This window comes from Erwinia sp. TECH1 (assembly GCF_054057575.1).
In genome coordinates this window covers 2,314,634-2,337,910 of the sequence record NZ_JBSRZK010000001.1, presented here as the reverse complement: position 1 = coordinate 2,337,910, position 23,277 = coordinate 2,314,634, and the positions used below count along the sequence as shown (strand labels likewise).

The 23,277-nt window shown below is 58.4% G+C and carries 19 protein-coding genes; 4 read left to right on the top strand and 15 right to left on the bottom strand.

Features of this window, described 5'->3' with window-relative positions:
* Positions 1-128: 128 nt before the first annotated feature.
* Both ACVWZ0_RS10955 and ACVWZ0_RS10950 read right to left on the bottom strand, forming a co-directional pair.
* On the bottom strand, positions 129-2,501 hold the full coding sequence (locus ACVWZ0_RS10955; protein ID WP_253454262.1) for a membrane-bound PQQ-dependent dehydrogenase, glucose/quinate/shikimate family: 2,373 nt from the start codon (positions 2,499-2,501) through the stop codon (positions 129-131).
* A 434-nt stretch (positions 2,502-2,935) separates the two neighbouring features.
* The gene (locus ACVWZ0_RS10950) at positions 2,936-4,087 is read right to left on the bottom strand and encodes a glycosyltransferase family 4 protein (protein WP_253454263.1); all 1,152 of its coding nucleotides are present in this window, start codon (positions 4,085-4,087) and stop codon (positions 2,936-2,938) included.
* Between the two features lie 998 nt (positions 4,088-5,085).
* Between ACVWZ0_RS10950 and ACVWZ0_RS10945 the strand changes: the two genes are divergently transcribed.
* The gene (locus ACVWZ0_RS10945; protein ID WP_253454264.1) at positions 5,086-5,982 is read left to right on the top strand and encodes a LysR family transcriptional regulator; all 897 of its coding nucleotides are present in this window, start codon (positions 5,086-5,088) and stop codon (positions 5,980-5,982) included.
* 60 nt (positions 5,983-6,042) lie between these two features.
* On the opposite strand, the gene ACVWZ0_RS10940 is transcribed toward ACVWZ0_RS10945, so the two are convergent.
* The 7 genes from ACVWZ0_RS10940 to ACVWZ0_RS10910 form a co-directional block, all read right to left on the bottom strand.
* Positions 6,043-7,692, bottom strand: coding sequence for a methyl-accepting chemotaxis protein (locus tag ACVWZ0_RS10940; RefSeq protein WP_253454265.1), 1,650 nt, complete (start codon positions 7,690-7,692; stop codon positions 6,043-6,045).
* Positions 7,693-7,797: 105 nt separating this feature from the next.
* Entirely contained in the window at positions 7,798-8,328 is a 531-nt protein-coding gene (locus ACVWZ0_RS10935) for a PadR family transcriptional regulator (protein WP_253454266.1), read from the bottom strand.
* Positions 8,329-8,392: 64 nt separating this feature from the next.
* The gene (locus ACVWZ0_RS10930; RefSeq protein ID WP_253460984.1) at positions 8,393-9,175 is read right to left on the bottom strand and encodes a siderophore-interacting protein; all 783 of its coding nucleotides are present in this window, start codon (positions 9,173-9,175) and stop codon (positions 8,393-8,395) included.
* Between the two features lie 256 nt (positions 9,176-9,431).
* Complete coding sequence (locus tag ACVWZ0_RS10925) at positions 9,432-10,748, bottom strand: PQQ-dependent sugar dehydrogenase (protein ID WP_253454267.1); 1,317 nt, start codon at positions 10,746-10,748, stop codon at positions 9,432-9,434.
* Positions 10,749-10,757: 9 nt separating this feature from the next.
* Positions 10,758-11,183, bottom strand: a complete 426-nt coding sequence (locus tag ACVWZ0_RS10920) for a DUF2231 domain-containing protein (RefSeq protein WP_253454268.1) — start codon at positions 11,181-11,183, stop codon at positions 10,758-10,760.
* 117 nt (positions 11,184-11,300) lie between these two features.
* Positions 11,301-12,014: a GNAT family N-acetyltransferase gene (locus tag ACVWZ0_RS10915; RefSeq protein WP_253454269.1), complete on the bottom strand. Its 714-nt coding sequence runs from the start codon at positions 12,012-12,014 to the stop codon at positions 11,301-11,303.
* Between the two features lie 72 nt (positions 12,015-12,086).
* A complete protein-coding gene (locus ACVWZ0_RS10910; RefSeq protein ID WP_253454270.1) occupies positions 12,087-12,515 on the bottom strand; it encodes a thiol-disulfide oxidoreductase DCC family protein in 429 nt (142 codons plus the stop codon).
* 110 nt (positions 12,516-12,625) lie between these two features.
* On the opposite strand from ACVWZ0_RS10910, the gene ACVWZ0_RS10905 reads away from it, so the two are divergent.
* Positions 12,626-14,395, top strand: coding sequence for a sensor domain-containing diguanylate cyclase (locus ACVWZ0_RS10905; RefSeq protein ID WP_253454271.1), 1,770 nt, complete (start codon positions 12,626-12,628; stop codon positions 14,393-14,395).
* 101 nt (positions 14,396-14,496) lie between these two features.
* On the opposite strand, the gene ACVWZ0_RS10900 is transcribed toward ACVWZ0_RS10905, so the two are convergent.
* Positions 14,497-15,888: an NAD-dependent succinate-semialdehyde dehydrogenase gene (locus ACVWZ0_RS10900; RefSeq protein ID WP_253454272.1), complete on the bottom strand. Its 1,392-nt coding sequence runs from the start codon at positions 15,886-15,888 to the stop codon at positions 14,497-14,499.
* 116 nt (positions 15,889-16,004) lie between these two features.
* Between ACVWZ0_RS10900 and ptrR the strand changes: the two genes are divergently transcribed.
* Together ptrR and ACVWZ0_RS10890 are read left to right on the top strand one after the other, a co-directional pair.
* Complete coding sequence (ptrR, locus tag ACVWZ0_RS10895) at positions 16,005-16,868, top strand: putrescine utilization regulator PtrR (protein ID WP_253454273.1); 864 nt, start codon at positions 16,005-16,007, stop codon at positions 16,866-16,868.
* A gap of 47 nt (positions 16,869-16,915) precedes the next feature.
* Positions 16,916-17,461 (top strand): sterol desaturase family protein, encoded by a 546-nt coding sequence (locus tag ACVWZ0_RS10890; RefSeq protein WP_253454274.1) that lies wholly within the window; start codon positions 16,916-16,918, stop codon positions 17,459-17,461.
* Here the strand turns inward: ACVWZ0_RS10890 and crtB are convergent.
* From crtB to fni, 5 genes are read right to left on the bottom strand one after another with little or no spacing between them, the layout of a single operon-like run.
* Positions 17,358-18,314, bottom strand: coding sequence for a 15-cis-phytoene synthase CrtB (gene crtB, locus ACVWZ0_RS10885; protein WP_253454275.1), 957 nt, complete (start codon positions 18,312-18,314; stop codon positions 17,358-17,360). The two genes, ACVWZ0_RS10890 and crtB, sit on opposite strands and share 104 nt — an antisense overlap.
* A complete protein-coding gene (locus ACVWZ0_RS10880) occupies positions 18,311-19,792 on the bottom strand; it encodes a phytoene desaturase (RefSeq protein ID WP_253454276.1) in 1,482 nt (493 codons plus the stop codon). The genes crtB and ACVWZ0_RS10880 overlap by 4 nt, the downstream gene beginning before the upstream one ends.
* Positions 19,792-20,952: a lycopene beta-cyclase CrtY gene (crtY, locus tag ACVWZ0_RS10875; RefSeq protein WP_253454277.1), complete on the bottom strand. Its 1,161-nt coding sequence runs from the start codon at positions 20,950-20,952 to the stop codon at positions 19,792-19,794. The genes ACVWZ0_RS10880 and crtY overlap by 1 nt, the downstream gene beginning before the upstream one ends.
* On the bottom strand, positions 20,949-22,220 hold the full coding sequence (locus tag ACVWZ0_RS10870; RefSeq protein ID WP_253454278.1) for a glycosyltransferase: 1,272 nt from the start codon (positions 22,218-22,220) through the stop codon (positions 20,949-20,951). Before ACVWZ0_RS10870 ends, crtY begins: the two co-directional genes overlap by 4 nt.
* A complete protein-coding gene (gene fni, locus ACVWZ0_RS10865; RefSeq protein WP_253454279.1) occupies positions 22,217-23,260 on the bottom strand; it encodes a type 2 isopentenyl-diphosphate Delta-isomerase in 1,044 nt (347 codons plus the stop codon). Before fni ends, ACVWZ0_RS10870 begins: the two co-directional genes overlap by 4 nt.
* Positions 23,261-23,277: the final 17 nt, after the last annotated feature.

The window sequence follows — 23,277 nt, the reverse complement described above, 5'->3', positions numbered from 1 at the left end:
GCTGAGGTTTTTTGCTGACGGAGCGGACGTAAAGCTGCGGTTTTTTGCTGGTGTGACGGTGATGTCGACATCGTTATGAACAAATGAATAACGGACGGCATCCTGCCGTCCGTGTTTTTATTACGCCACTATTGCTTCAGGCGCCAGGCGACAACGCTGTCCCCTGCTTTGGTGCCCAGCGAACCGTGACCGCCTGCGGCGATAATCACATACTGCTTGTTATCCGCGCCCATATAGGTGGCTGGCGTCGCCTGACCACCTGCCGGCAGCTCGGTTTGCCACAGCAGCTCGCCCGTATTGATGTCGTAAGCGCGGAAGAAGTTATCCGCCGTTGCGCCATGGAACACCAGATCGCCCGCCGTAGTCAGCGGCCCGCCGTGCGCCACCATGCCCATCGGGAAGCCAATCGGGAAGCGGCCCGGCAGGAAGGTGGTTTTCAGGTTTTTGGTAGTGCCCACGCGGCGCAGCCATTCGGTTTTACCGGTAGTCAGATCGACACCGACCATACGGCCCCAAGGCGGAGCAATGCACGGGATCCCCAGGCTGGAGGCGAACTGCTGAATATGGATCGCGTAATCCCCTTCAAAGTTCTCGTTCCAGTATGGCGTGCCGTCTTTAGTAAACAGACGTTTGTTTTCCGTTTCTGGGGTACGCTTGATCAGGTTGTACTTGTAAGCCAGACGTACCGGCGAAGCGATCAGAATTTGACGTTCCGGATCGATGGCCACCGAGCCCCAGTTAAATACGCCGATATTGCCGGGGAAGACAATGGTGCCCGCTTCGGTAGAAGGCGTCCACGGGTTGCCGTCATAGCGCATAGATTTAAATTCGATGCGGCAGGCCATCTGATCGAACGGCGTCAGCCCCCACATCGACTTCTCTTTCAGCGGATCCGGGATAAAGTTCAGCGCCGAAACGGGCTGAGTCGGCGAAAACTTCTCGCCCTGCACGCCGCCTGTAGTAGAAACATCTACCTGATTAACAGGATAGACGGCCTGACCGGTCAACCGGTTCAGTACAAACAGGTTGCCGGTTTTGGTTGGCAGGATCACCACTGGCTGACGGCTGCCCTGATAGTCGATATCCAGCAGCGAAGGCTGGGAAGGATTATCACGATCCCACAGGTCGTTTTTGGATGACTGGAAGCGCCACTTAAAGGCACCGGTTTTTAAATCCAGCGCTACCAGGGTATCGCGGAACTTCTCTGTATTGCTGTTAGCGTCGCGGCGATTGCCCAGCTCGTCTGGCGATGCGTTGCCGAACGGCACGTACACCAGGCCATTTTTCAAATCGGCGCTCAGCGTAGCCCACGCAACCGGCGTGTCCTGAGGATAGGTCTGGCCTGCCAGCAGCGGCTGCGTCTGCTGCGGATTAGCCGGATCGAAGTTCCAGACCAGGCGACCACTGGTGACGTCATAAGCCCGAATAACGCCGGATGGGTTACCGCTGTTAAAGCCGTTATCCATCACCGAGCCGCCAACGATCACCAGGTTACCTGCAACCAGCGGTGCAGCGGTCTGCATCAGCGCGTGTGGACGAATGTTGCCCATATTCGCACGCAAATCAACGATGCCGTTTTCGCCAAAGTCAGCGCATGGCTTGCCGCTGTCCGCATCCAGCGCGATCAGCTTAGCGTCGGTCGTCGCGTTAAAAATGCGCTTGCGGCACATGGCCGGCGCTTCTGCTGCTGACGCTGGCTGCGCTTCTGGCGCATAATAGCTGACGCCGCGACAGGTCTGGTGCTGCTGCAGATAAGAACGATCTTTCGCAGGCTGATATTTCCACTTCAGCTCGCCGGTTTCCGGATTCAGCGCGTGAACTTCATTATGCGGCGTACAGAAATAAACGGTGTTGTTCACCTTCAGCGGCGTGGCTTCAAAAGTGTACTCCGTCGCATCCTTTTCGGTGCGCAGATCGCCGGTGTGATAGGTCCAGGCCACTTCCAGATTACTGACGTTATCCTTAGTGATCTGCTTCAGATCGGAGAAGCGCAGGCCGTTGCTGGTGCCGCCGTAGGCCGTCCAGTCATTGCTCGCCACGGCGGTATCAACCGGGGTGCGTTTGTTGGTCAGCTTGCCTGCCTGCGGATAAGGGTCATAGAAAGCCAGACCGATAACGAGAGCGATAATAACGATAACTGTCGTGCCGAGAAAAGGATGGAAGCCGGCAGGTTTAGCTGCGCCCTGCGCTTTTGACAACGGGCGTACAATCCAGGGTAAAGCCAGCCAGACGCCGAGCAGGCCAATAATGTCGCCGCGCGGGATCCACTGCCACTTATCAAAACCAACCTCATAAATGGTCCAGGCGACCACCAGCCACATTAAAATTGCATAAATCGACAGCGCAATTTTTTTATTTTTGAACAGCGCAATAGCCGTCAGCAACAGGCCAATCGCTATCACCACATAGAATGGCGACCCGCCCAACAGCAGCAATTTCCCACCCATGTAAAGCATAGCAATACCGACGATTGCTATAACAATACTCGTTAGCTTTATCATTTTCGTCTCTCGAATTAACCACAGGGATAGTTGATTTCAAATTACAATTACGCAACGTAAAATTAACCAAATTCAGTCAAAAAGAAAATACCATTTAATTAATGTATTTTAGGTGATAATTCAGGAGCGGAAGGATTATGTCGCGTACGCATTGCTGTCTGCATAAAGCGGGTAGTTCAGTTATGCGTTGTTGAGTGCATAAAGCGGGCATAACGGGTACGCATTACTCAGTGCATAAAGCAGGCATTTCAGGTATGCGTTGCTGAGTGCATAAAGCAGGCATTCCGGATACGCATTACTGAGTGCATAAAGCAGGCATTTAAAGCGCGGAAATCGTCAGCGTTTGTTTATTGCGCATGCTGAAAAGGGATAAGGCGGCGTTGTACAGACCGGGAGACTGAGCATGCTCCCGGCGTTGTTTAAGCGTGGTGAGGTTATTTGCTGTAAAGCTTCTTCAGCCTGGCCTGATACGCTTCTACGTTATGCTCAGACTGGATCCTGGCGATAGCCGCATTGGCTTTATCGTGGATCTGTTCAGGATGGCGAATAATATCCTCAATAATGTTTTTCATGCGGTCGACCGTTTTACGACGCAGGGCATCGCGGTCTTGCAGAGAAGTAATGGCATAGTCGCAATCGTCGTTCAGCGGATGACTAATCAACCAGCCCGCCTCTTGCGGATTGATTTCCGGCAGCGCACGCACGTTAGTGGTGATCACCGGACAGCCGCAGGACTGCATCTCCAGCACGGAAAACCCATAGGTTTCAGCCCAGGTTGGCAGCAGGCCGACATCCGCTTTTTGCAGCAGCTGCATCACTTTATCATTCGGCATGGCGCTGTGATGCTCGAAAAGATCGTAGCGGGCAATGGTCGCTTCCGTCTCACGGGCAAACGCCGGATCGTCCTGATAAGGGCCGAACGCGTAGTTGTTCGTTTTCTCAAGATCGCCTATCAGCGTAACTTTGATTTGTTCCGGCTGGATAGCGTTGGCGGCCAGCAGTTCGCCGAAGGCCTGCACGATTTCGCCGCCGCCTTTGCGATAAAAGTCTTTGCCAATAAAAACAAAATGAACCGGGTCGGCGGCATTACGCGCCGGTCGCTCGGTCATATAGAGCTTTTGCGGCGGATGCATAACCACCATCTTGTCGCGCAGCACGCGCGACAGCTCCGGGCTGTCGTTGAACAGCTTCATTTCCATCTTATAGGCCGCGCCGGAAAGCGCGATCAGCGCTAAACAATTATTGGCTGTCAGCGCTGAAGAGAGCCGTTGCAGCTTTGCGCGATTGTCCTCTTTGCTGCCGTTTTTAGGCGGCAGGATGCGTGGCAGCTCGGTTTCAAACGTCGCCACCCATTTACGGTCGGTTATTGCTATCTCGTTGAAAACGTGAAAGACATCAATGTTTTTTTTCTGCGAACCGACCAGCGGCCGAAACAGGAAAATTTTGTCTTTTTTAAGAAACTTCATGTTCAGAAGATTTATATAAGAATAAATATTCTTGTTTTTGAAGTTCACATATTCCACGTCAGCATCAACAATTATCGTCCGTTTCTCCGGGTAGTTATCGTTAGATACGCCGACTCTCATACCGCCACCTCATAGAAAATAATGCTAACCGCACTGAGTAATGTTATTAGAATTCAAATTTGCCCTGGTATTCATTCCATGACGCCCCGGTACTCCATCACATCGGCCGTCGCAAGTAAATACAGGCATATTCTTAATATCAAAACTGGCAAAATAGTTGCTGCTAAAAGCGGTGATGCTTACGCAGGCAATAGTTAAAATTTAGTTAAAATTTGTCGTCAATCTGGCGAAGCACCCCGGTTAATACTGGCTGCAACAATATACACAGAAAGACACCACATGAAATAAAATGTTACATTTACCGTCTCATATTTTTTTCTGAAAAGTAAGAAGCCAGGCATCACGGGCCTGTTGGCGCATTGCGGCCTCCTTCTCTGACACAACAACTCTATCCGACACGTAAAATAGAGGCCAGCCTTAATCAGAAAAAAGTAAACAAAAGGTTAACAAAATTGAGTGAGATCAATAAAAATATAACAGCCGCTTATATAAGATTTGGTCGACCCGAACCGGACCAGGACTTTTCTTCTGCCCTACATTTAAAGTATTAGTATTTGTAAAAATGATGTCCGGTTAATATCTGCGCCACTGCCGCTTTTATTTGCTCACCTGAGATAGCTTGTAGCGATTTTGTAATTAAGATAGTTCTGTTTTCATCGAGAGCACTTTCTGGATTGCGCCGAATTTCCCGGGCAAAAAGAGAGGTAAAAAACAGGGTAACTGAATAAGAAATTTCTGATTAAAAAACGCCGGGGCAACATTCAGATTAGCGGAAAAAAGCGCTTAAAAAGTACCAATAATGACCAGAATAAAGCGAAAATGCCGCACGCGCGACGGATTCAAAAACCTGGCCCGCTTTTGCCGTAAAGATAAGCCTGCCTTTTTTGCAGTGCTTTGATTTAATTTAGAATTACTCAGGTGAATGGCAGGAAGCCGTCGCACCCCGGCCCCAGCCAGGTTACACTTGGTTCCCTGCCTTGTTCACCTCTGAGATAGCCATGCTGAAAGAAAATTTTAACGACCTTATCTCGCTGATGGTGATCGCTCGCGAGAGAAGCTTTACCCGCGCGGCGGCCAGGCTGGGCGTTTCCCAGTCCGCTTTAAGCCATGCCATACGCGGGCTGGAGGAGCGGCTGCAGCTGCGTCTGTTAACCCGAACCACGCGCAGCGTCGCCCCTACCGAAGCGGGCGAACGCCTGATAAAAACCATTGGCCCGCACCTTGAAGAGATTGAAAACGAGCTGGCTGCCCTGCATGAACTGCGCGACAGGCCGTCAGGCAATATTCGCCTTAACGTGGGCGAGCACGCCCTTACCTTCGCCCTGTGGCCCGCAGTAGAACAGTTTTTACAGGCGTGGCCGGAAGTGAATATCGAAATTATGTCCGATAATTCCCTGACGGATATCGTCAGCGGCCGTTTTGACGCGGGCGTACGGCTGGGCGAACAGGTTGCAAAGGATATGATTGCCGTCAGGATCGGGCCGGACTGGCGGATGGTTGTAGTGGGCTCGCCCGCTTATTTCGCTCGCTACGGCAGGCCCGCTACGCCACAGGATCTGCAGCAGCACAACTGCATCAATATGCGCCTGCCGACCATGGGCAGCATCTATGCCTGGGAGTTTGCTAAAGCTCAGCGCGAAATCCGCGTGAAGGTGGACGGCCAGCTGACGCTGAATAATCTGCAAACCCGAATTAAAGCTGCCGTGGCAGGGATTGGCCTGGCGATGGTGCCTGAGGATACCGTTGAGGAAGCGGTTAAGGCAGGCCAGCTGGAAAAGGTGCTGGAAGAGTGGTGCGCGCCTTTTCCGGGCTATTACCTGTACTACCCCAGCCGCCGCCAGCATACCTCCGCCTTTGCGAAGTTTGTTGAGGCGGTTCGCTACAGCGAGATCTGACGGCAAACGCAAAGGCCCGAAGACAGATCGGGCCTTTGATTAATAACGTTTAAACGCCGGTCAGAAGGCTTCCCAGTTATCCGTTGAGGCGGTCGCCAGCACCGGCGATTTCAGCGCTGTCACGCCAGAACGACGGGCTACCTCTTTCCTGCCGGCCAGGCGAAACACGGCTACCGCTTCGTTCAGGCGAGCGGCCTGCTCTTCCAGCGAGGCGGCGGCTGAAGAAGATTGCTCCACCAGCGCGGCGTTCTGCTGCGTCACCTGATCGAGTTCCGACACCGCGATGCCGACCTGACTGATGCCCCGGCTCTGCTCCTCAGAGGCAGAGGAGATCTCATCCATGATATCGCGTACCTGCTGTACCGAGCTAAGGATACCGCTCATTGACTCTTCCGCCTGTCCGGCCAGCCGGGAACCGTTGTCAACGCGGGCCGAGGATTCAGCGATCAGCGCGTTGATATCTTTCGCCGCTACGGCGCTGCGCTGCGCCAGGTTGCGCACTTCTCCCGCCACCACCGCAAAGCCACGGCCGTTTTCGCCAGCGCGGGCGGCTTCTACCGCCGCGTTCAGCGCCAGAATATTGGTCTGGAAAGCGATGCTTTCAATTACGCCGGTGATTTCCGCGATTTTTTTAGAGCTTTCCTGTAGCCCAAAGATGCTTTTTATCACACCGTCCACGATAGCGCCGCCCTTCTCCGCCGTTTGCGCGGCAGAAAGCGCCAGCTTCGCCGCCTGATGCGAATTGTCCGCGTTCTGCTTCACCGTGGCGGTGATCTGTTCCATGCTGGCGGCGGTTTGCTCCAGCGAGGCTGCCTGCTCTTCCGTACGGGATGAGAGATCGTTGTTGCCCGCCGCAATTTCGCTGACGCCGGTTAAAATCGTATCCGCGCCGTTGCGCACGTTACCCACGGTTTTCACCAGCGACTGTTGCATTACCGCCAGGCCGGAAAGCAGATGGCCCATCTCGTTACGGGCGCGCGGATCGACCGCTATCTGCTCCGTCAGATCGCCCTGTTCAATAGCGTTGATATGCCCCAGCGCGCGCGCCAGCGGCTGGATCAGCACGCGTTTGATCACCGACCAGCTCACGATCACAGCGCTCAGCACCACCAGCAAAATAGCGCCCATCAGCCACAGCATCTGCGTGAATACCTGCTTGCTTTCAGCGGAGGTGGTCTTCGACAGCTGGCCAACGGCGGCGCGCCAGCGATCGTAATCGCCCTGCATAATCTTCTGGTTGCCCGCAACGTTAATGCTGAACAGGCCGGTTAAATCGCGGCGTGAAGCGATTTCCATCAGCTGATTAAGCTGTCCGGCGTACGCCTGGTAGCTTTGCGCCAGCCTGCTGTTAAGCGTGGCATCGAGTCCGGGAATAACCGGCCCGTTCTGGTAGTTTTTAAAATCGCGATCGGCCAGCGCCAGCTGCGCTTTGCCGTGCGCGACCATACCGCCCACTACGCTGCTGGTCGGCCCCTCTTTTTGCAGCCAGATCACCACGCGGTTAACGTCCGCACGCGCCGCGTTAAGTTCATACCAGGCATTGGTCAGCGCGGTCACCTGATCGCTGGCCGTCGAGGCGGTTTCGAAGCTCTCTTTATTGTGATCCAGCGCGCTGAGGAAGAGGATGCCAGCGACAAGCTGTAGGGTGCCGAAGGCAATGATCGTGCTGAGCAAGAACGAGGAGGTTTTGATTCGGGAAAAAACGGACATAGCCACACCTGATTATTGTTTCAGAAGCGACTTATATCGGCAAAGTTACCGGTAACATTAGAAAAAAAACGTGATTATTTATGTTGATAGGCAAATGGCCCTGCATCAGCTGCGCTCGATTTTACGCGCGGCTTCATCCAGCGCATCAATGATGTCGTGCAGCGTCTGCTGCGGCAGCGCCGACTGGGAAAGGCGCATATTCAGCGCCATACGCATATTGTTGATGGCCCGCTCCACTTCCGGAATGCTGCGGTTATTGACGAGGATCGCCATCGAGCTGAGTCGGTTAATGATGTCATGCAGCATTTCCTGCCCTTCTGCCAGCTGGCGCTCTCCTTCCCGGGTCAGGCTATAGGCCTTGCGCGCCGCCTGCGGATCGCGGGATTCGATGCATTCCATTTCTTCCAGCAGCGTCAGGTTGGGATAAATAATGCCGGGGCTGGGGCTGTATTCGCCTTTGGATAGCTCTTCAATCGTCTTGATTAGCTCATAGCCGTGTGCGGCGCCCTGTGCGATAAAGTGCAGAAGCAGCAGGCGAACGTCGCTGGCGTCCAGCATCTTTTCACGCCGTTTTCTCCGTGCGGCGCTGGCCGGGCCGCCGGATAAGTCATATTGAGAACTGCGCTGTGATTTCATCGCCTGCCCGAGCCTGTTTGAAGGGGATTGATAGTAAGTTAGCCCCCTGAAAAATACAACAACCCTACTTATCGTGCCAGTAAGCCACTGCACGGACGAAATCGGCGTCGCGCTCGCGCTTGCCGATAAAGTAGTCGCTGAGCTGCTTCACCGCCGCGCCTTCGCCCGTCAGCCAGATAAAGTAGTCGTCCGTCGGTAAGGCAACCTTATCCAGGTCGGCGATAAGCGATCCGACGCCAGCCTGCATTTTGCCGCTGCCCAGCCAGACGATTTCCACGTTTGGCGGATCGCCGAGATAGGCTTTGCCCTGCGCTGCGTCGACAAAGGCATAAAGCCTTACCGGCCTGTCGCCAAGCGAGGTCAGCCGTCGTTTGAACGCGGGCAGCCCCGTTTCATCGCAGACGTAAAGCTGGAAAGCGTAATCCTCCGGCACGATCAGCGAGCCGCGCGGGCCGCCGATGGCCAGCCTGTCGCCAGGGTGCGCCGTAACGGCCCAGTCGCTGGCTACGCCCGACTCGTGCAGATAAAAATCCAACGTCAGCCTGTTTTTCTGCGCGTTAAAGTACAGCGGCGTGTAGTCGCGCGCCAGCGGACGAATGCCGTCTTTCCAGACGATGCCCTCTTCCGTGACCTGGGGCAGATAAAGCTCGCCGGTGGCGGGATCCGGGAAAAAGACCTTAACGTGATCGTCGAAGCCCGCCGAATTAAAACCGGCCAGCGCTTCGCCGCCGAACTCAATGCGGTAGAAGCTGTTGGCGACGAAAGTTTTCGCAATCACTTCTACCGGACGAAAACGCAGTTCATTTCTTACGCGACGGGGAGCGCGACCTGTTTTTTCGGTCAAAATAATTCTCCTGACGGGGGCTGGCCCGTAATAGTAAACCGTAATTATTCTCAATAGCGGAGGAAAATATATCTATGATATATCTTAACCGCAAGCGGATATTTGCTCAGCGTCTGACCACCCGCACAAATAGTCCCTGGAAAACCGCGCAAAAAAGCCGCCGGGCAGAATGCCGGGCGGCTTGATAGTGATGACAAATTTAAAAGGACGCGCCGCCGTTTTTACAGCGCCACCACGGCGGCAGAGGTTGATAATAAAGTTAAGGCGCAGTCGCGCCGGTGACGCGCCAGACCACGTTTCCGGCATCGTCGGCAATCATCAGGCCGCCCTGTTTATCCATGGTCAGGCCTACCGGCAGGCCGCGAACCGATTTTTGATCGTCAGTGAGGAAGCCGGTGACCACCGGCTCTGGCTGACCCTGCGGCATACCGTTGCGGAAGGCGACCCACACCACCTGATAGCCGTTCAGCGGCTTGCGGTTCCAGCTGCCGTGCTCGCTGACAAAAGCGCCGCCACGGTATTTCTCCGGCAGGTTGGTGCCGGTATAGAACCACAGTCCCAGCGGCGCCACGTGCGAGCTGAGCGCATAGTCAGGCTTAATCGCTTTTTTCACCAGATCCGGGCGCGGCGGCTGCACGCGTTCGTCCACGTGCTGGCCGAAATAGCTGTAAGGCCAGCCGTAAAAGCCACCTTCCTGTACCGAAGTCAGGTAGTCCGGCACCAGATCGGCACCGATTTCATCGCGCTCGTTAACGATGGCCCACAGCTTGCCGGTTTGCGGCTCCCACTGCATCCCGGTGGGGTTGCGCAGCCCGCTGGCGTAGATCCGGCTGGCGCCGCTAGCCGCATCGACTTCCAGGATGTCGGCCCGACGATACTCCGCGCCGATGCCGTTTTCAGTGATATTACTGTTGGAGCCGACGCCAACATAGAGTTTGCTGCCGTCCGGGCTGGCCAGCAGCGACTTGGTCCAGTGATGGTTAATAGGCCCGCCCGGCAGCTCGGTCAGCTCGGTGCCGGGATCGGTAATCTTCGTCGCGCCGCTCTCATACCGATATTTCATCAGCGAGTCGGCATTCGCCACATACAGCGTGTCGCCGATCAGCTGCACGCCAAACGGCGAACGCAGGTTTTCCAGGAAAGGATATTTTTGCCAGCTTTTGCCGTCGCTGCTGCGCAGCAGCGTAATGCGATTGCCGCCGGCGCCGCCCTTGCCGGAGGCCTTTTGAACCAGACCGGTCACCAGCTGCTTCGGCTGGCTGGTCGGCGCTGCCGGAGCGCTGCCTTCCACCACCAGGATATCGCCGTTTGGCAACGTGTAGAGCTGGCGCGGATGCTGAAAACCGTCCGCAACTTTCTCTATCTTCAGGCCATCCGCGACTTTGGGCTTTTCACCCTCCTTCCATGACGTACCGTTCGGAACCTTCATGGGTGGGACAAGGAAGTTTTTTGCCGCCGGCAGCTCCGGATTTGCACCGGTTTGCTTTGCAGGATCGATTTTAGCGCCGTCGTCACAGCCGGCGAGCAGCAGCGAAACCGATACGGCCAGCAGTGAGAGTGTGGTTGACGTTTTCATAACTCCTCCTTAAGCGGTGCGATCGCGCACGGCGAGCTGCACGTTGGCGAACAGCATCAGAACCACCGCCAGGGTGGAGAGAATAACGCCGGCAGGCACCACGGCCCACGCGTCGCGGCTGTGTATAAAGGCGTTAAAGATTTCCAGGATAATAGCCAGCAGATAAGCCCAAAAATGCACTTTTATCGCCGATCCCTGCGGATAAGAGACGCCTACCCAAACCTGCACAAGGTTAATCAGGCGAGGAATAATCGCGATTATCAACCCGATAGCGATCAGCCAGCTCGCCGCCTGCGTCCAGAAGATTTCGGTACTGTAGAGATAAATAATGTCGAAGATCCAGCCCGCCACAAAAAAGCCGAGCGGGACAGGATGAAACAGCGAATAAACGGCCACCGCAAAAGTCGAATGGCGGGATGTTACCTGGGAAGTCATTTACCGGCTCCTTAAACAGGGAAAATGCGCGCGGCCCGAAAGCAATGCGGCAGCGCAGACTGTAAAAGGTTAGTAAAGTTAATGACTTCTTGTTTAATAATATGAAGAAAATTAGGATTATGCCCGCTGCTGGCGTAAATCGGCCAGCGAATGCCGCTGCACGCCTGCCGCGTCAAAATTGCTGACGTCCAGCCAACGCTCAAAGGCTTCGCGCAGCGCGGGCCATTCTTTATCAATAATGGAAAACCAGGCGGTATCGCGGCTGCGACCCTTATAGACGATGGCCTGACGGAACAGCCCTTCATAGCGAAAGCCGAGGCGCTCCGCTGCCCGCCGCGAAGGCGCGTTGAGGCTGTCGCACTTCCATTCGTATCGACGATAGCCCAGCCGATCGAAGGCGTAACGCATCAGCAGAAAATGGCTTTCGGTAGAGAGCGGCGTGCGCTTCAACGCGGGCGAAAAGGTCACGTATCCCACCTCCATCACGCCGTGCGCTGGCTCAATTCTCATCAGCGCCAGCGTGCCGACCGCGCGGCCGCTTTGTCGGTCGATTACGGCGAAATGCAGCGGATCGCGGCTGGCTTCGGCCCGGGCAAGATAGTCGCGAAGCTCCTCCGCGTTAAAAGGGCCGGCAGGCAAATAAGTCCAGTCCCGATCGTCTTCGGCGCCGCGCCACGCGGCCAGCAGATCCTCATAGTGACGGGCGCTTTCCAGCGGCTCCAGCACGCAGAAGCGCCCCGCCAGCGCCATGCGTTCAGGCAAAGGGCGCGGCGTCCATTCGGGAAGCGGTTCACCAACCGGCTGTTGAAATTCATTTAATCGCACGGACAATTTTCACCTCAGGCAATAAATACGTTGATTTTCCAGCATAACCTGCCGCACAACGAAAGCCAGTAGTGTTTGTTACCTGTCGATAAACCGGCCCGGATAGTCCGCCGGCGGTTTTTGTCGCTCATTAAATCGGCCAAACAGCCGATAACGGTTTTGTGCGATCAGATTGTAGCAGCGGTCGCTGATGAACTTTGGACAGAAGCGCAGTACCGAAAGCGCTCGCCACGGCCAAGGCAGCCCAAGCATAACGCGGAAAATAGCGTCGGCGCGCAGATAAACCTGCCCCCGTTCAAGCAGCACAATGGTATTGATTTCGTCAGGCGACATACCGGCGGCTTTCAGCAGGGATTTGCCTTTTTCAGTCTGAACCGCGGCCAGGCGTACGGTGCGGCGCCTGTCATAGCGCAGCAGAAAATTGACCCAGCCGTTACAGAGTTTGCACACGCCGTCATAGAGCACAATGCGCTCCTGCGACGGCAGAGTTTCAGCAGTATCGGACATAGCATCACCAAAGTCAGATAAAAATAAAAAGCCGCTTGTATGCGACCAGACCTTAAGCCTGGCCTGAAAAGCGGCATACATCCATTTTGAATCGTTTCAGGAACACCAGAATGCCGACTCCTCAAGGCGAAACCCGCTACCAGCTGGCGTTAGAGATGCTGACAGCAGACGACGCGGGACGGGATGAAATTCTCAGCAAGTTCACCCGGCTCACCAGCGAGCTGCTGAATATTCCCGGTAGCTTCGTGTCGATTATGAACGAGCACCAGCAATACATTAAGGCGGCGCGGAATTTCTCGCTACAGCAAAGCTCGCTGGAAGACGCGCTCTGTCGGCACACGCTCGCCAGCGGCGAGGTCATGGTCTGTCCCGACACCCATCTGGACGAACGGTTTAAGGCGCACCCGCTGATTAAAGACTCGCCCTATATCCGTTTTTACGCGGGCGCGCCGCTGAAAATGCGCGACGGCGCCATTGTCGGCACCCTGTGTGTTACGGACGTGCTGCCGCATATTTTCACTGAGGAACAGGTGAAGCTGCTGGAGCTGCTGGCGGAGATCATGACCGCCTGGCTGGACGCCTGGTATCACACCAGCCTGCGTGACGTTGTCACTCTTTTGCCCAATCGTCAGAGCCTGCTGCGTGATTTGGAGCAGCTGGAGGATGGCGGCATTATTCAGCCCTACAGCCTGGTACTGATTGACTGCATTGATATGGCACGCGCCTACGACATCGCCCGCGCGCTGGGGATGTATGCGCTGGAAGCTCTGCTGCAAAACATCGCCGCCCTGCTGCGTACGCGCCTGCAGCTCAGAGACGATGACCGGCTTTATACCGTGTCGAAAGGCCGGTTTGCGCTGCTTTCCGCCGGTAAAACGTCCGGCTGGCCAAAACAGCTGAGCGAAAAGCTGGGTCAGGTACGCGCGCGTATAGGCGAAGAGATTGCTATCGATCTGACTCTTCACCTGGGCGAAGTCTCTTTTGCGCCTGCGCTCTGCCCGCCGGTTGAAGCGCTGCGGCGCGGCGTCAGCGCGCTGCATGAGGCTATCGGCCAGGGCCTGCCCTACGCCGCTTTCGATCTGGAGAGCGATAACCGCCGCAAGCTGGATTTTCTGCTGCTGCACGATCTGGCGGAAGCGCTGCGCAGCGAAGGCGGGCTTTATCTGGTTTATCAGCCGCAGATCTCGTTGCACAGCGGCCTGCCGGTAGGCATGGAGGCGCTGCTGCGCTGGCAGCATCCCCGCCTCGGCAACCTGCCGCCGTTACAGTTTCTGCCGCTGGCGGAGCAAACCAACCTGATGGCTGGCGTCACCGACTGGGTGATCGTCAGCGTGCTGGCGCAGCTTAAGCTCTGGCGGGCAAAAGGCATTAACCTGCCCGTGTCGGTCAACGTCAGCGTCAGCGATCTGGCCCGTGAAGGCTTTGCCGACTGGCTGGAAAGGATGCTGCTGCGGGCGGGCCTCTCCAGCGATTTGCTGAGTATCGAGTGCCTGGAAACGGAAAAGCTGCTGGAAAGTCCGGATGCGATGCGCGGCCTGAATCAGCTCAAGCTGCGCGGCTTCACGCTGGCACTGGACGATTTCGGCAGCGGCTACAGCAATATTAACTATCTGAAGCGCATTCCAATGGACGTCATCAAGCTGGATCGTTCGCTGATCGCGCCGCTTGCTGCCGACGGCGGCAGCCAGATTGTGGCGCGCCACGTGATAACCATGCTTAAGGAGCTGAACTATATTGTGCTGGCGGAGGGCGTGGAGGATGAGGAAACGCTGCTGATGCTGCGCGGATTCGGCTGTGATGAAATTCAGGGCTACTTTTGCAGTAAACCCCTTCCGGCGGAAGGGGTTGAGCAATGGCTTAAGAGCGGGAAAACGCCTTAGATCAGGCGCCTGCGCAGACGATCGGCTCAGGATGCAGCCCAAAGGGTCAAATCAGGCGCCTGCGCAGACGGACAGCTCAGCGTCCTGCCCAAAGGATCCAATCAGGATTCTGCCCAGACGGTCTGCGCGTTGGTAAATTCCCGAATACCAAAGTGGGACAGCTCGCGACCGTAGCCGCTGTGCTTAACGCCGCCAATCGGCACGCGCGGGTCGGAGAAGCTCGGCGTATTGATAAACATGCCGCCGGTTTCCACCTTCGCGGCCAGCCTGCGGGCTTTCGCCACGTCGCGGCTCCACAGGCTGCCGCCCAGGCCGAACTCGGAGTCGTTAGCCAGCGCAATCGCGTCGTCCGCGTCCTTCGCCACAATCAGCGAAGCAACCGGGCCAAACAGCTCCTGCTTAAAGCTGGTCATGCCGGGTTTGACGTTGCTCAGCACGGTAGGCGCATAGAAGTTCGCCTTGCCCTGCATCACGTGGCCACCCAGCAGGCACTCCGCGCCTTCGGCGATGGTAGCCTGAACCTGAGAATCCAGCTCGTCGCGCAGATCGAAACGGGCCATCGGGCCGATATAGGTCGCCTCGTCACGCGGATCGCCCACCACCAGCTCTTTTACCGCCGCCACGAATTTGTCGCGGAACTCGGCAAAAACGGCCTCCTCCACGATAATCCGCTTAGCAGCCATACAGACCTGGCCGCCGTTCATAAAGCGACCCGCCACCGCGCCTTTCACCGCCGCATCGATATCGGCGTCGGCCAGCACGATAAAGGCATCGGAACCGCCCAGCTCCAGCACGCTTTTCTTCACCGCCGCGCCCGCCAGCGCCGCAATAGCCGCGCCTGCGCGCACGCTGCCGGTCAGGGTCACGGCCGCGATGCGTGAGTCTTTGATAATAGTAGCGACGGCGTCGTTATCGGCATTCAGGACGCTAAACAGTCCCTGCTGCACGCCCGCTTCCGCCAGCACGGATTGCAGCAGCAGCGCGCTGCCCATAATGCTTGGGGCAGGTTTCAGCAGATAGCTGTTGCCCGCCATAATAATCGGCACCGCGCCGCGCAGCACCTGCCATACCGGGAAGTTCCACGGCATCACGGCCAGGATCGGGCCAATCGGCAGATAGTTGACGTGCGCTTTTTCGTTTTCAACCAGCGTGGCTTCCGGCGCCAGGATTGTTGGCCCCTGTTCCGCATACCATTCACACAGGCGCGCGCATTTTTCCACTTCGGCCAGGCTCTGGGTAATCGGCTTGCCCATTTCGTCGGTCATCATTTCCGCCAGCGCGCGAGCATGTTTACGCAGGCTGGCCGCCATGTTCAGCAACAGCTGGCTGCGTTCCGCCACCTCGCTGTGACGCCAGTGCTGAAACGCGCCTTGGGCCTGCGCCAGCGCGGTTTCCACCTCGGCGGCGGTAGCGAAAGGCGTCTGGCGAATGATGTCGCCGGTAAAAGGGTTACGGGATACGGCGCCCGCCTGAACTGCTGATGAAGTCGTCATAAGATCCTCCGTCGGCCTCTCAGGCCGGTTGGTGATAGTGACGCTATCTTAGCCTTGCGCATCCTTCCTGAAAAATGAATAATAATGAAAATATCCTGCTCAAAATGAGAATGTTTATGGATCTGACCCAGCTGGAAGTGTTCCGCGCCATCGCGGAAGAAGGCAGCGTGACGGCGGCAGCGGGTAAACTGCACCGCGTTCCTTCTAATATTTCTACCCGCCTGCGCCAGCTGGAGGACGAGCTGGGCACGGCGCTGTTCAGCCGCGAAAAACTGCGCCTGCATATTACCGACGCGGGCCGCACGCTGCTGGATTACGCCAACCGCATCCTGGCACTGACTGAGGAGGCGCGCCTTCAGGTTTCCAGCCAGCATCCTGCCGGCGTCTTTACCCTTGGCGCGATTGAGAGCACCGCCGCGGTGCGGCTGCCGCCGCTGATTGCCCGCTATCATCAGGCCTGGCCGGAGGTAGAGCTGGATCTCTCTACCGGGCCGTCCGGCGCGATGACCGACGGGCTGCTGGCGGGCGAGTTCAGCGCGGTATTTATCGACGGGCCGCCGAAGCATCCGCAGCTGGAAGGCATCCCGGTTTTTAACGAGGAGATGGTGCTGATCTCTTCGCTGAACCATCCGCCGGTCACCTGCGCCAGGGAAATTTCAGGCGCCACTATTTACGCTTTCCGCGCCAACTGCTCCTATCGCCGTCTGTTCGAGAACTGGTTCGCCCGTGAAAACGCGTCGCCCGGCAAGATTTTCGAGATGGAGTCCTATCACGGCATTCTGGCCTGCGTCAGCGCGGGCGCCGGGCTGGCGCTGATCCCGAAAAGTATGCTGGAGAGTATGCCCGGCAGAGACAGCGTCAGCGCCTGGCCGCTGAGCGACAGCATGGGCGAGCTGGCGATCTGGCTGGTGTGGCGCAAAGGCAGCGGCTCCGCCAATCTGCGGGCGATGGTGAAGATGTTAGAAGCCGTGCAGGAGTAATAGCGCTGAACTACGCTTAACCCACCTGATACCGGATGGAAAAAACTATGTTGTGGCTGTACAACACATTGATTGTGCTGGCGACTATCGCCGCGATGGAGATTATCGCGGCGCTGGCGCACAAATATATTATGCACGGCTGGGGCTGGGGCTGGCACCTTTCCCACCACGAGCCGCGCAAGGGCTGGTTTGAAGTAAACGATCTGTACGCCGTGGTGTTCGCCGTGCTCTCTATCGTGCTGATCTATCTGGGCAGCATCGGCTACTGGCCGCTGCAATGGATCGGCGCAGGTATGACCGCCTATGGCCTGCTCTATTTTATGGTGCACGACGGTCTGGTGCACCAGCGCTGGCCTTTCCGCTACGTGCCCCGCCGTGGCTATCTGAAACGCCTGTATATGGCGCATCGTCTGCATCACGCGGTGCGCGGCCGGGAAGGCTGCGTCTCTTTCGGTTTTCTCTATGCGCCGCCGGTAGATAAACTTCAGGCTACGCTGCGCCAGCGGCACGGTCGCCGCCGCCGCCGGGACGCTGCCACAGGGCCGCAGAACGAGGCGGCGCAGCCTGCTTCCCGCGAGAAGCCAGCGCCCTGACCGCCCCGCCCGCCAGCAGGCCCAGCTTTTCCGCCTTGCTGGTGCCCTGGCGGCGATCCCAGGCTTTGCTGCCGGCGCGATCGACCTTCACGCCAATTTCCCGATAGACGCCGCGCGCGGTGGCGATAGCCCAGGCGGAGCGCAGCGGCAAGCCGGCCAGGCCCACCTCGGCCGACGCATAGTAAGGTTCAGCCGCCGCCACCAGCCGCTGCGCCACTTTCGCCAGCCGGTCGCGACTGGCCGGTTGCGCATAGTTCTCCAGCGTGAGTCCTTCTTCAGCCAGCCAGTTAATTGGCAGATAGCAGCGGCCGTTTCCGGCGTCCTCAACGATATCGCGGGCGATATTGGTCAGCTGAAAAGCCAGCCCCAGATCGCAGGCCCGATCCAGCACCGCTTCATCACGCACGCCCATCACTCGCGCCATCATCAGGCCGACCACGCCCGCTACGTGATAGCAGTAGCGCAGCGTATCGTCCAGCGTGGGGTAAAGATCGCCACGCACGTCCATGGCGTAGCCTTCCAGATGATCGAACGCCTGCTGCTGCGGAATGGCATGGGCCAGCGCCACCTCCTGAAACGCGGCGAAAGCGGGATCGCTCATCGGCTCGCCCGCGCAGGCGCGCAGCGTTAACGCCTTCAGCGTTTCCAGCCTTTGCAGCGGCGTGCTTTGCGCGGCGGCGGCCTGAAAGCCCAGCTGCTGATCGTCGATCACGTCGTCGCAGTGGCGGCACCACGCGTAAAGCATCAGCGCGCTGCGCCGGGTGGCCGGATCGAACAGTTTGGCGGCGGTGTCGAAGCTTTTCGATCCCGCCGCCATGGTTTCCGTGGCATGGCTGAGCAGCGCCTCATTCATCGTGCCCTGTCCTCCAGCATCAGGCTGGCGGTCACTTTCGCAGAAGCGATCACGCCGGGAATGCCCGCGCCGGGATGGGTGCCCGCGCCGACCACATAGAGGTTATCGATTTTGCTGTCGCGATTGTGCGGCCGGAACCAGGCGCTCTGCGTCAGCAGCGGCTCTACGGAGAAGGCGGAGCCCAGATGCGCGTCCAGCTGGTCGCGGAAATCAAACGGCGTAAAGATACGCTGCGTCACCAGCTGCTCGCGCAGGCCCGGCATGTAGTGCTCCTCCAGATAGGCGAAGATGCGATCGCGCAGGCGCGGCCCCTCCACGTCCCAGTCCAGGTTCGCCGTTCCTAAGTTAGGCACTGGCGCCAGCACATAGAAGCTGCCGCAGCCCGGCGGCGCCAGCGAGGGATCGGTTACGCACGGCGAGTGCAGGTAAAGAGAGAAGTCATCCGCCAGCTTGTCATGATGGAAAATCTCCTCAATCAGCTCTTTGTAGCGCGGCCCGAAGCAGACCGTATGGTGCGCCAGCTGGCTGTGCGGATTGTTCAGGCCAAAATAGATCACAAACAGCGAGTTGCTCATGCTTTTTTTCTTCAGCACGGCGGCCTGCGCAGCGCCGTGAGGATGATGACCAAGCAGTTTGGCGTAGGTTTGCACCACATCGGCATTGGAAGCGACGGCCGCGACTTCAATCCGTCGACCATCGGCGGTGATCGCCGCCGTAATATGGTCGCCTTCCGTTTCCAGCTTTTTAACCGGCGTGTTCAGTTCAAGTTGACCGCCCAGCTCGCAAAAAAGTCGGGTCAGGCCCTGGATCATCGCGCCGGTGCCGCCGCGCGCAAACCAGACGCCCCACTCGCGCTCCAGCGCGTGGATCAGCGTATAAATGGACGAGGCCGCAAAAGGGTTGCCGCCCACCAGCAGCGAGTGAAAAGAGAACGCCTGGCGCAGATGTTCGTTTTTAATAAACTTCGACACCATGCTGTAAACGCTGCGCCACGCCTGTAAGCGGATTAGCTGCGGCGAGACTTTAACCATGTCGCCGACCGAGAGAAAAGGCACGCTGCCGAGCTTAAGGTAGCCTTCTTTGAAGACCTCGCGCGAGTAGGCATGAAAGCGGCGATAGCCTTCTACATCGTCAGGATTGAACCGTGCGATCGCCTCTTCCAGCTGCTGCTGATCGTTGTCGTAATCCATCACCTCGCCCGACTCCCAGCAGAGGCGGTAAAAAGGCTTGACCGGCAGCATATCGATAAAGTCTGCGGTGCGCCGTCCGGCCAGCGTAAACAGCTCTTCAATGGCCGAAGGATCGGTGATCACCGTTGGCCCGGCGTCAAAAGTAAATCCTTGATCTTCGTAAACATAAGCGCGGCCGCCGGGCTTATCACGCGCTTCCAGCAGCAGCACGGGCACGCCCGCCGCCTGTAAACGGATAGCCAAAGCCAGGCCGCCAATACCGGCGCCAATTACAAGTGTTTTTTTCATCAGAAAGCTCGCAGCCGGGGAGATTTTTTTAACACGGCCAGCAACGCCTCGCCGACCGGTACCGGGGGCTTGCCTGTAAGGATCCGTGCCATATCTAAAGGTTTGAGACGACCGGCGTAAAATCTGGCGATCAGCCCATCGTCTAACTGATAGAAGCGCTGCATAACCTGCCAACGCCGCTCCGGCCGTCCGGCCAGAAACAGCATCCGGTTGAGGATGCGAAAAAAGCGCTGACGCCGCCACTGCCGGGCCATAAACTGCCCGATTAGCGGATGCAGCCGCTCGTGCGTCGGCCTGCCGTTGTCGGCAATCAGGTCGGCCAGCGTCGCCGCCAGCGGCAGCGAGTAGCCGGTAGTAGCATGAAAGAGGCCCGCGCGCAGACCGCTGCAAAGCTGTTCCCGTTCCTGACGGAAAGCCCGTGGCTGCCCCTGGAGCGTGATCGGCAGAACGCCCTGCTCTTCGCGCTGGAGATGTTGCAGCGTCCAGCCCTGATCCTGCGCATAGTCGGCGATCCGCTGCCGCGCCTCGTTGGCGTCCAGCGCCGTACTGTCCTGATAGTGTGTGTCCTCGATCAGCAGCGTGTCTGCCGACAGCGGCAGCGTATAGACGAAACGGTAGCTCTGCTGCTGATCCACGGTGGCATCCATCAGCACAGGCCGCGTCAGCCCGTGCGGCGCCGCCAGCCGCCATTCCTGTCCCAGAAAGGCCTGTAGCCCTACCGTCAGCCAGGGGCTGGGCTGATAGCCGCGCCCGTCAATCACCGCGGCGGTGTGCAGCGTGCTGCCGTCCGCCAGCGTGACGCCGTGCGGCGTGATGCCGCTGACCTCGCACAACGTTAAGAGATTTTCGCCCAGCGCCGTTTCCAGCGCCTGCGCAAAGCTTTCCGCCGTCACGCTAAGGTAGTCGCCCGGCAGCGTGCGCGTGTAGCGAGGAAAACGCACCTCGTAGCCCTGCCAGCGGTGCGCCACCAGCGGACGCAGCCATTCATGCTGCGCGGGCGTTAAGTCATCTTCATGAAAAGACCAGGTGTGATTGCCGCCCGCGCGCGCGTCCGCCTCCAGCATCAGCACCTTCAGCCCTGGCTGCCGCTGGCGCAGCCGCAAGGCTATCAGCCCGTTGGCCAGCCCGCCGCCCACCAGAATTACATCCCATTTCGTCATCCTGTCGCCTTAATCCTTTCCGAACGCGAACCCAGCGCCTGTTCTACGATATCCGCCGCCCTTTGCGCGCCGCCTGCCTGACTTAGCTGGCGCTGCGCCTCTTTCATCCTGCTGTGACAGCCTTTGTCCTGAAGCAGCGCGGCCAGCTGTTTCGCCATCGTTTTGCTGCTGGCGAAACGGGAAACGCGACGGCCCAGGCCATTCCAGACAACGCGCGAGGCGACGCCGGGCTGATCGAAAGCGATAGGCACCGCCAGGATCGGCGTCGAGCTGCTGACGGCGTCCGCCACGGTATTCAGGCCGCCGTGAGTGATCACCGCCTGCGCCTGCTGCAACACGCTCAGCTGATCGGCAAAATCCGTTACCCAGTAGGCGCCGCAGGCTTCCAGCTCCGCCTCCTGGCCGGGCGTCAGGCCGCCGCAGTGGGCGATCAGCAGCTGGACATGCAGACGACGGCAGGCGCGAGCGATGGTCTTGAACAGGCGGAAGCGGTGCCCCTGTAACGTGCCCAGCGAGGCGAAAACAAAGGGGCGCGAAGAGAGCAACGGCCAGAAGCGCCGTTCCGTGGTGGTCGGACGCAGCGGCCCGACCTGGTAAAAATGCGCCGGCAGCGCGTGGCGCGGAAAATCCAGCGCGGGCACGGTCTGGCTGATTTGCGCCAGCGGCGACAGACATTCATGCAGCCCCGTGCGCGGCGCCAGGCCAAAGCGCTCGGCGTGGCGCGCAATCACGCGGCCGTGGCTGCGCATCATCCAGTCATAGATGCGCTGGCTGGTGCGAAACAGCTTTTGCGCCCGCGGGTCGGTGCCGTAGCCAAACGACATTACCGGCAGCGGAATGCCCGGCTCGCGGTTAACCGGCAGCGCGCAGGCGACGGAAACAAAAGGCAGCGCCAGCCCTTCCGCTACCAGCCCGCCCGCCGCCTCCATCTGATCGACGATCAGCCCGTCCACCCGCAGTTTCTTTAATACGGCCGGCAGCTCGCGGCACAGCATATCCGTGGCGCGGGACATATCTTTAATCAGCGCGAACAGCGACGTGCCGGCAGGTGAAGCGGCCAGCCTGAGCGTGCGGGCCAGGCTGCCGGGCGGATGGGAATCCTGACCAACAGCCTGAAAAGCGATGCGCGGATCGTTGAGCAGCGCGCCCGCCTCCGCCTGATGAATAAACGTAACCTGATGACCCCGGTCAATCAGCGCCTGCGCCAGCGCCTGTAAAGCCTGCCAGTGGCTGTACAGCGGCGGCGCAACCACGGCGTAATGACTCATGCCTCGCTCCTGTTGCGGGAAAGCTTTGCCTGACGCAGACCGGCCAGGCTGGCGCTGCCGGTGCAGAAGCAGGCGATCCTGAGCTGGGCGATAACGGTCTGGAAGTGCGTGACGGTCGCCTCATAAGAGGCATTGGCGCTGGCGAGCACCGCCGCTGCCTGCCCCACCAGATCGGCGCCCAGCGCCAGCGCTTTTGCGACGTCGATACCGTTGGCGATACCGCCGGAGGCGATCAGCGGCAGGGTCGGCAGCGCGGCGTGAACGCTGCACAGTGCGTCGGCCGTTGGAATGCCCCAGTCGGCAAACGCCATCGCCATGGCGCGCATTTCAGGGCGCGACGCTCTTTCCGCCTCTACCGCTGCCCAGCTGGTGCCGCCAGCGCCCGCGACGTCAATCATCGCGACGCCCGCCTCGCTCAGACGGCGCGCCACCGCGGGTGAAATACCTGCACCGACCTCTTTCACCACGACCGGCACCTCAAGCTGCTTCACCAGCAGCGCGATGGCGTCCAGCACGCCGCGCCAGTCGCGGTCGCCGCCTTCCTGTAGGGCTTCCTGCAAGGGGTTAAGATGCACGATCAGCGCATCCGCCTGGATCATATCCACCGCGCGACGGGCATAGTCCAGCCCGCGCTGGCCGTGGATCTGCGCCGCGCCAAGATTAGCCAACAGCGGCACATCCGGCGCTATCGCACGCAGCTCGCTGGTCAGGCCAAAGCTGACGTCGCTTTCCAGCGCCACGCGCTGCGAGCCGACGCCCATCGCCAGGCCCAGCGTCTGCGCGGTACGAGCCAGATTAAGATTGATGTCGCGGGCGCGGGCCGCGCCGCCGGTCATCGAGCTGATCAGCAGCGGCGCGCGTAGCTGACGGCCAAACAGCGTAGTGCTGAGATCGATGTTGTCCAGATCCAGCTCGGGCAGCGCGCAGTGCTCAAAGTGCCAGTGTTCAAATCCGGTGCGGCTTTTACGGGCGTCGGCAGCCGGGTTGAGTACGATATCAAGATGATCGTTCTTACGCTGTATAAGGTTCGCGTCCTTCATTCACGCTCCGTTTGTGA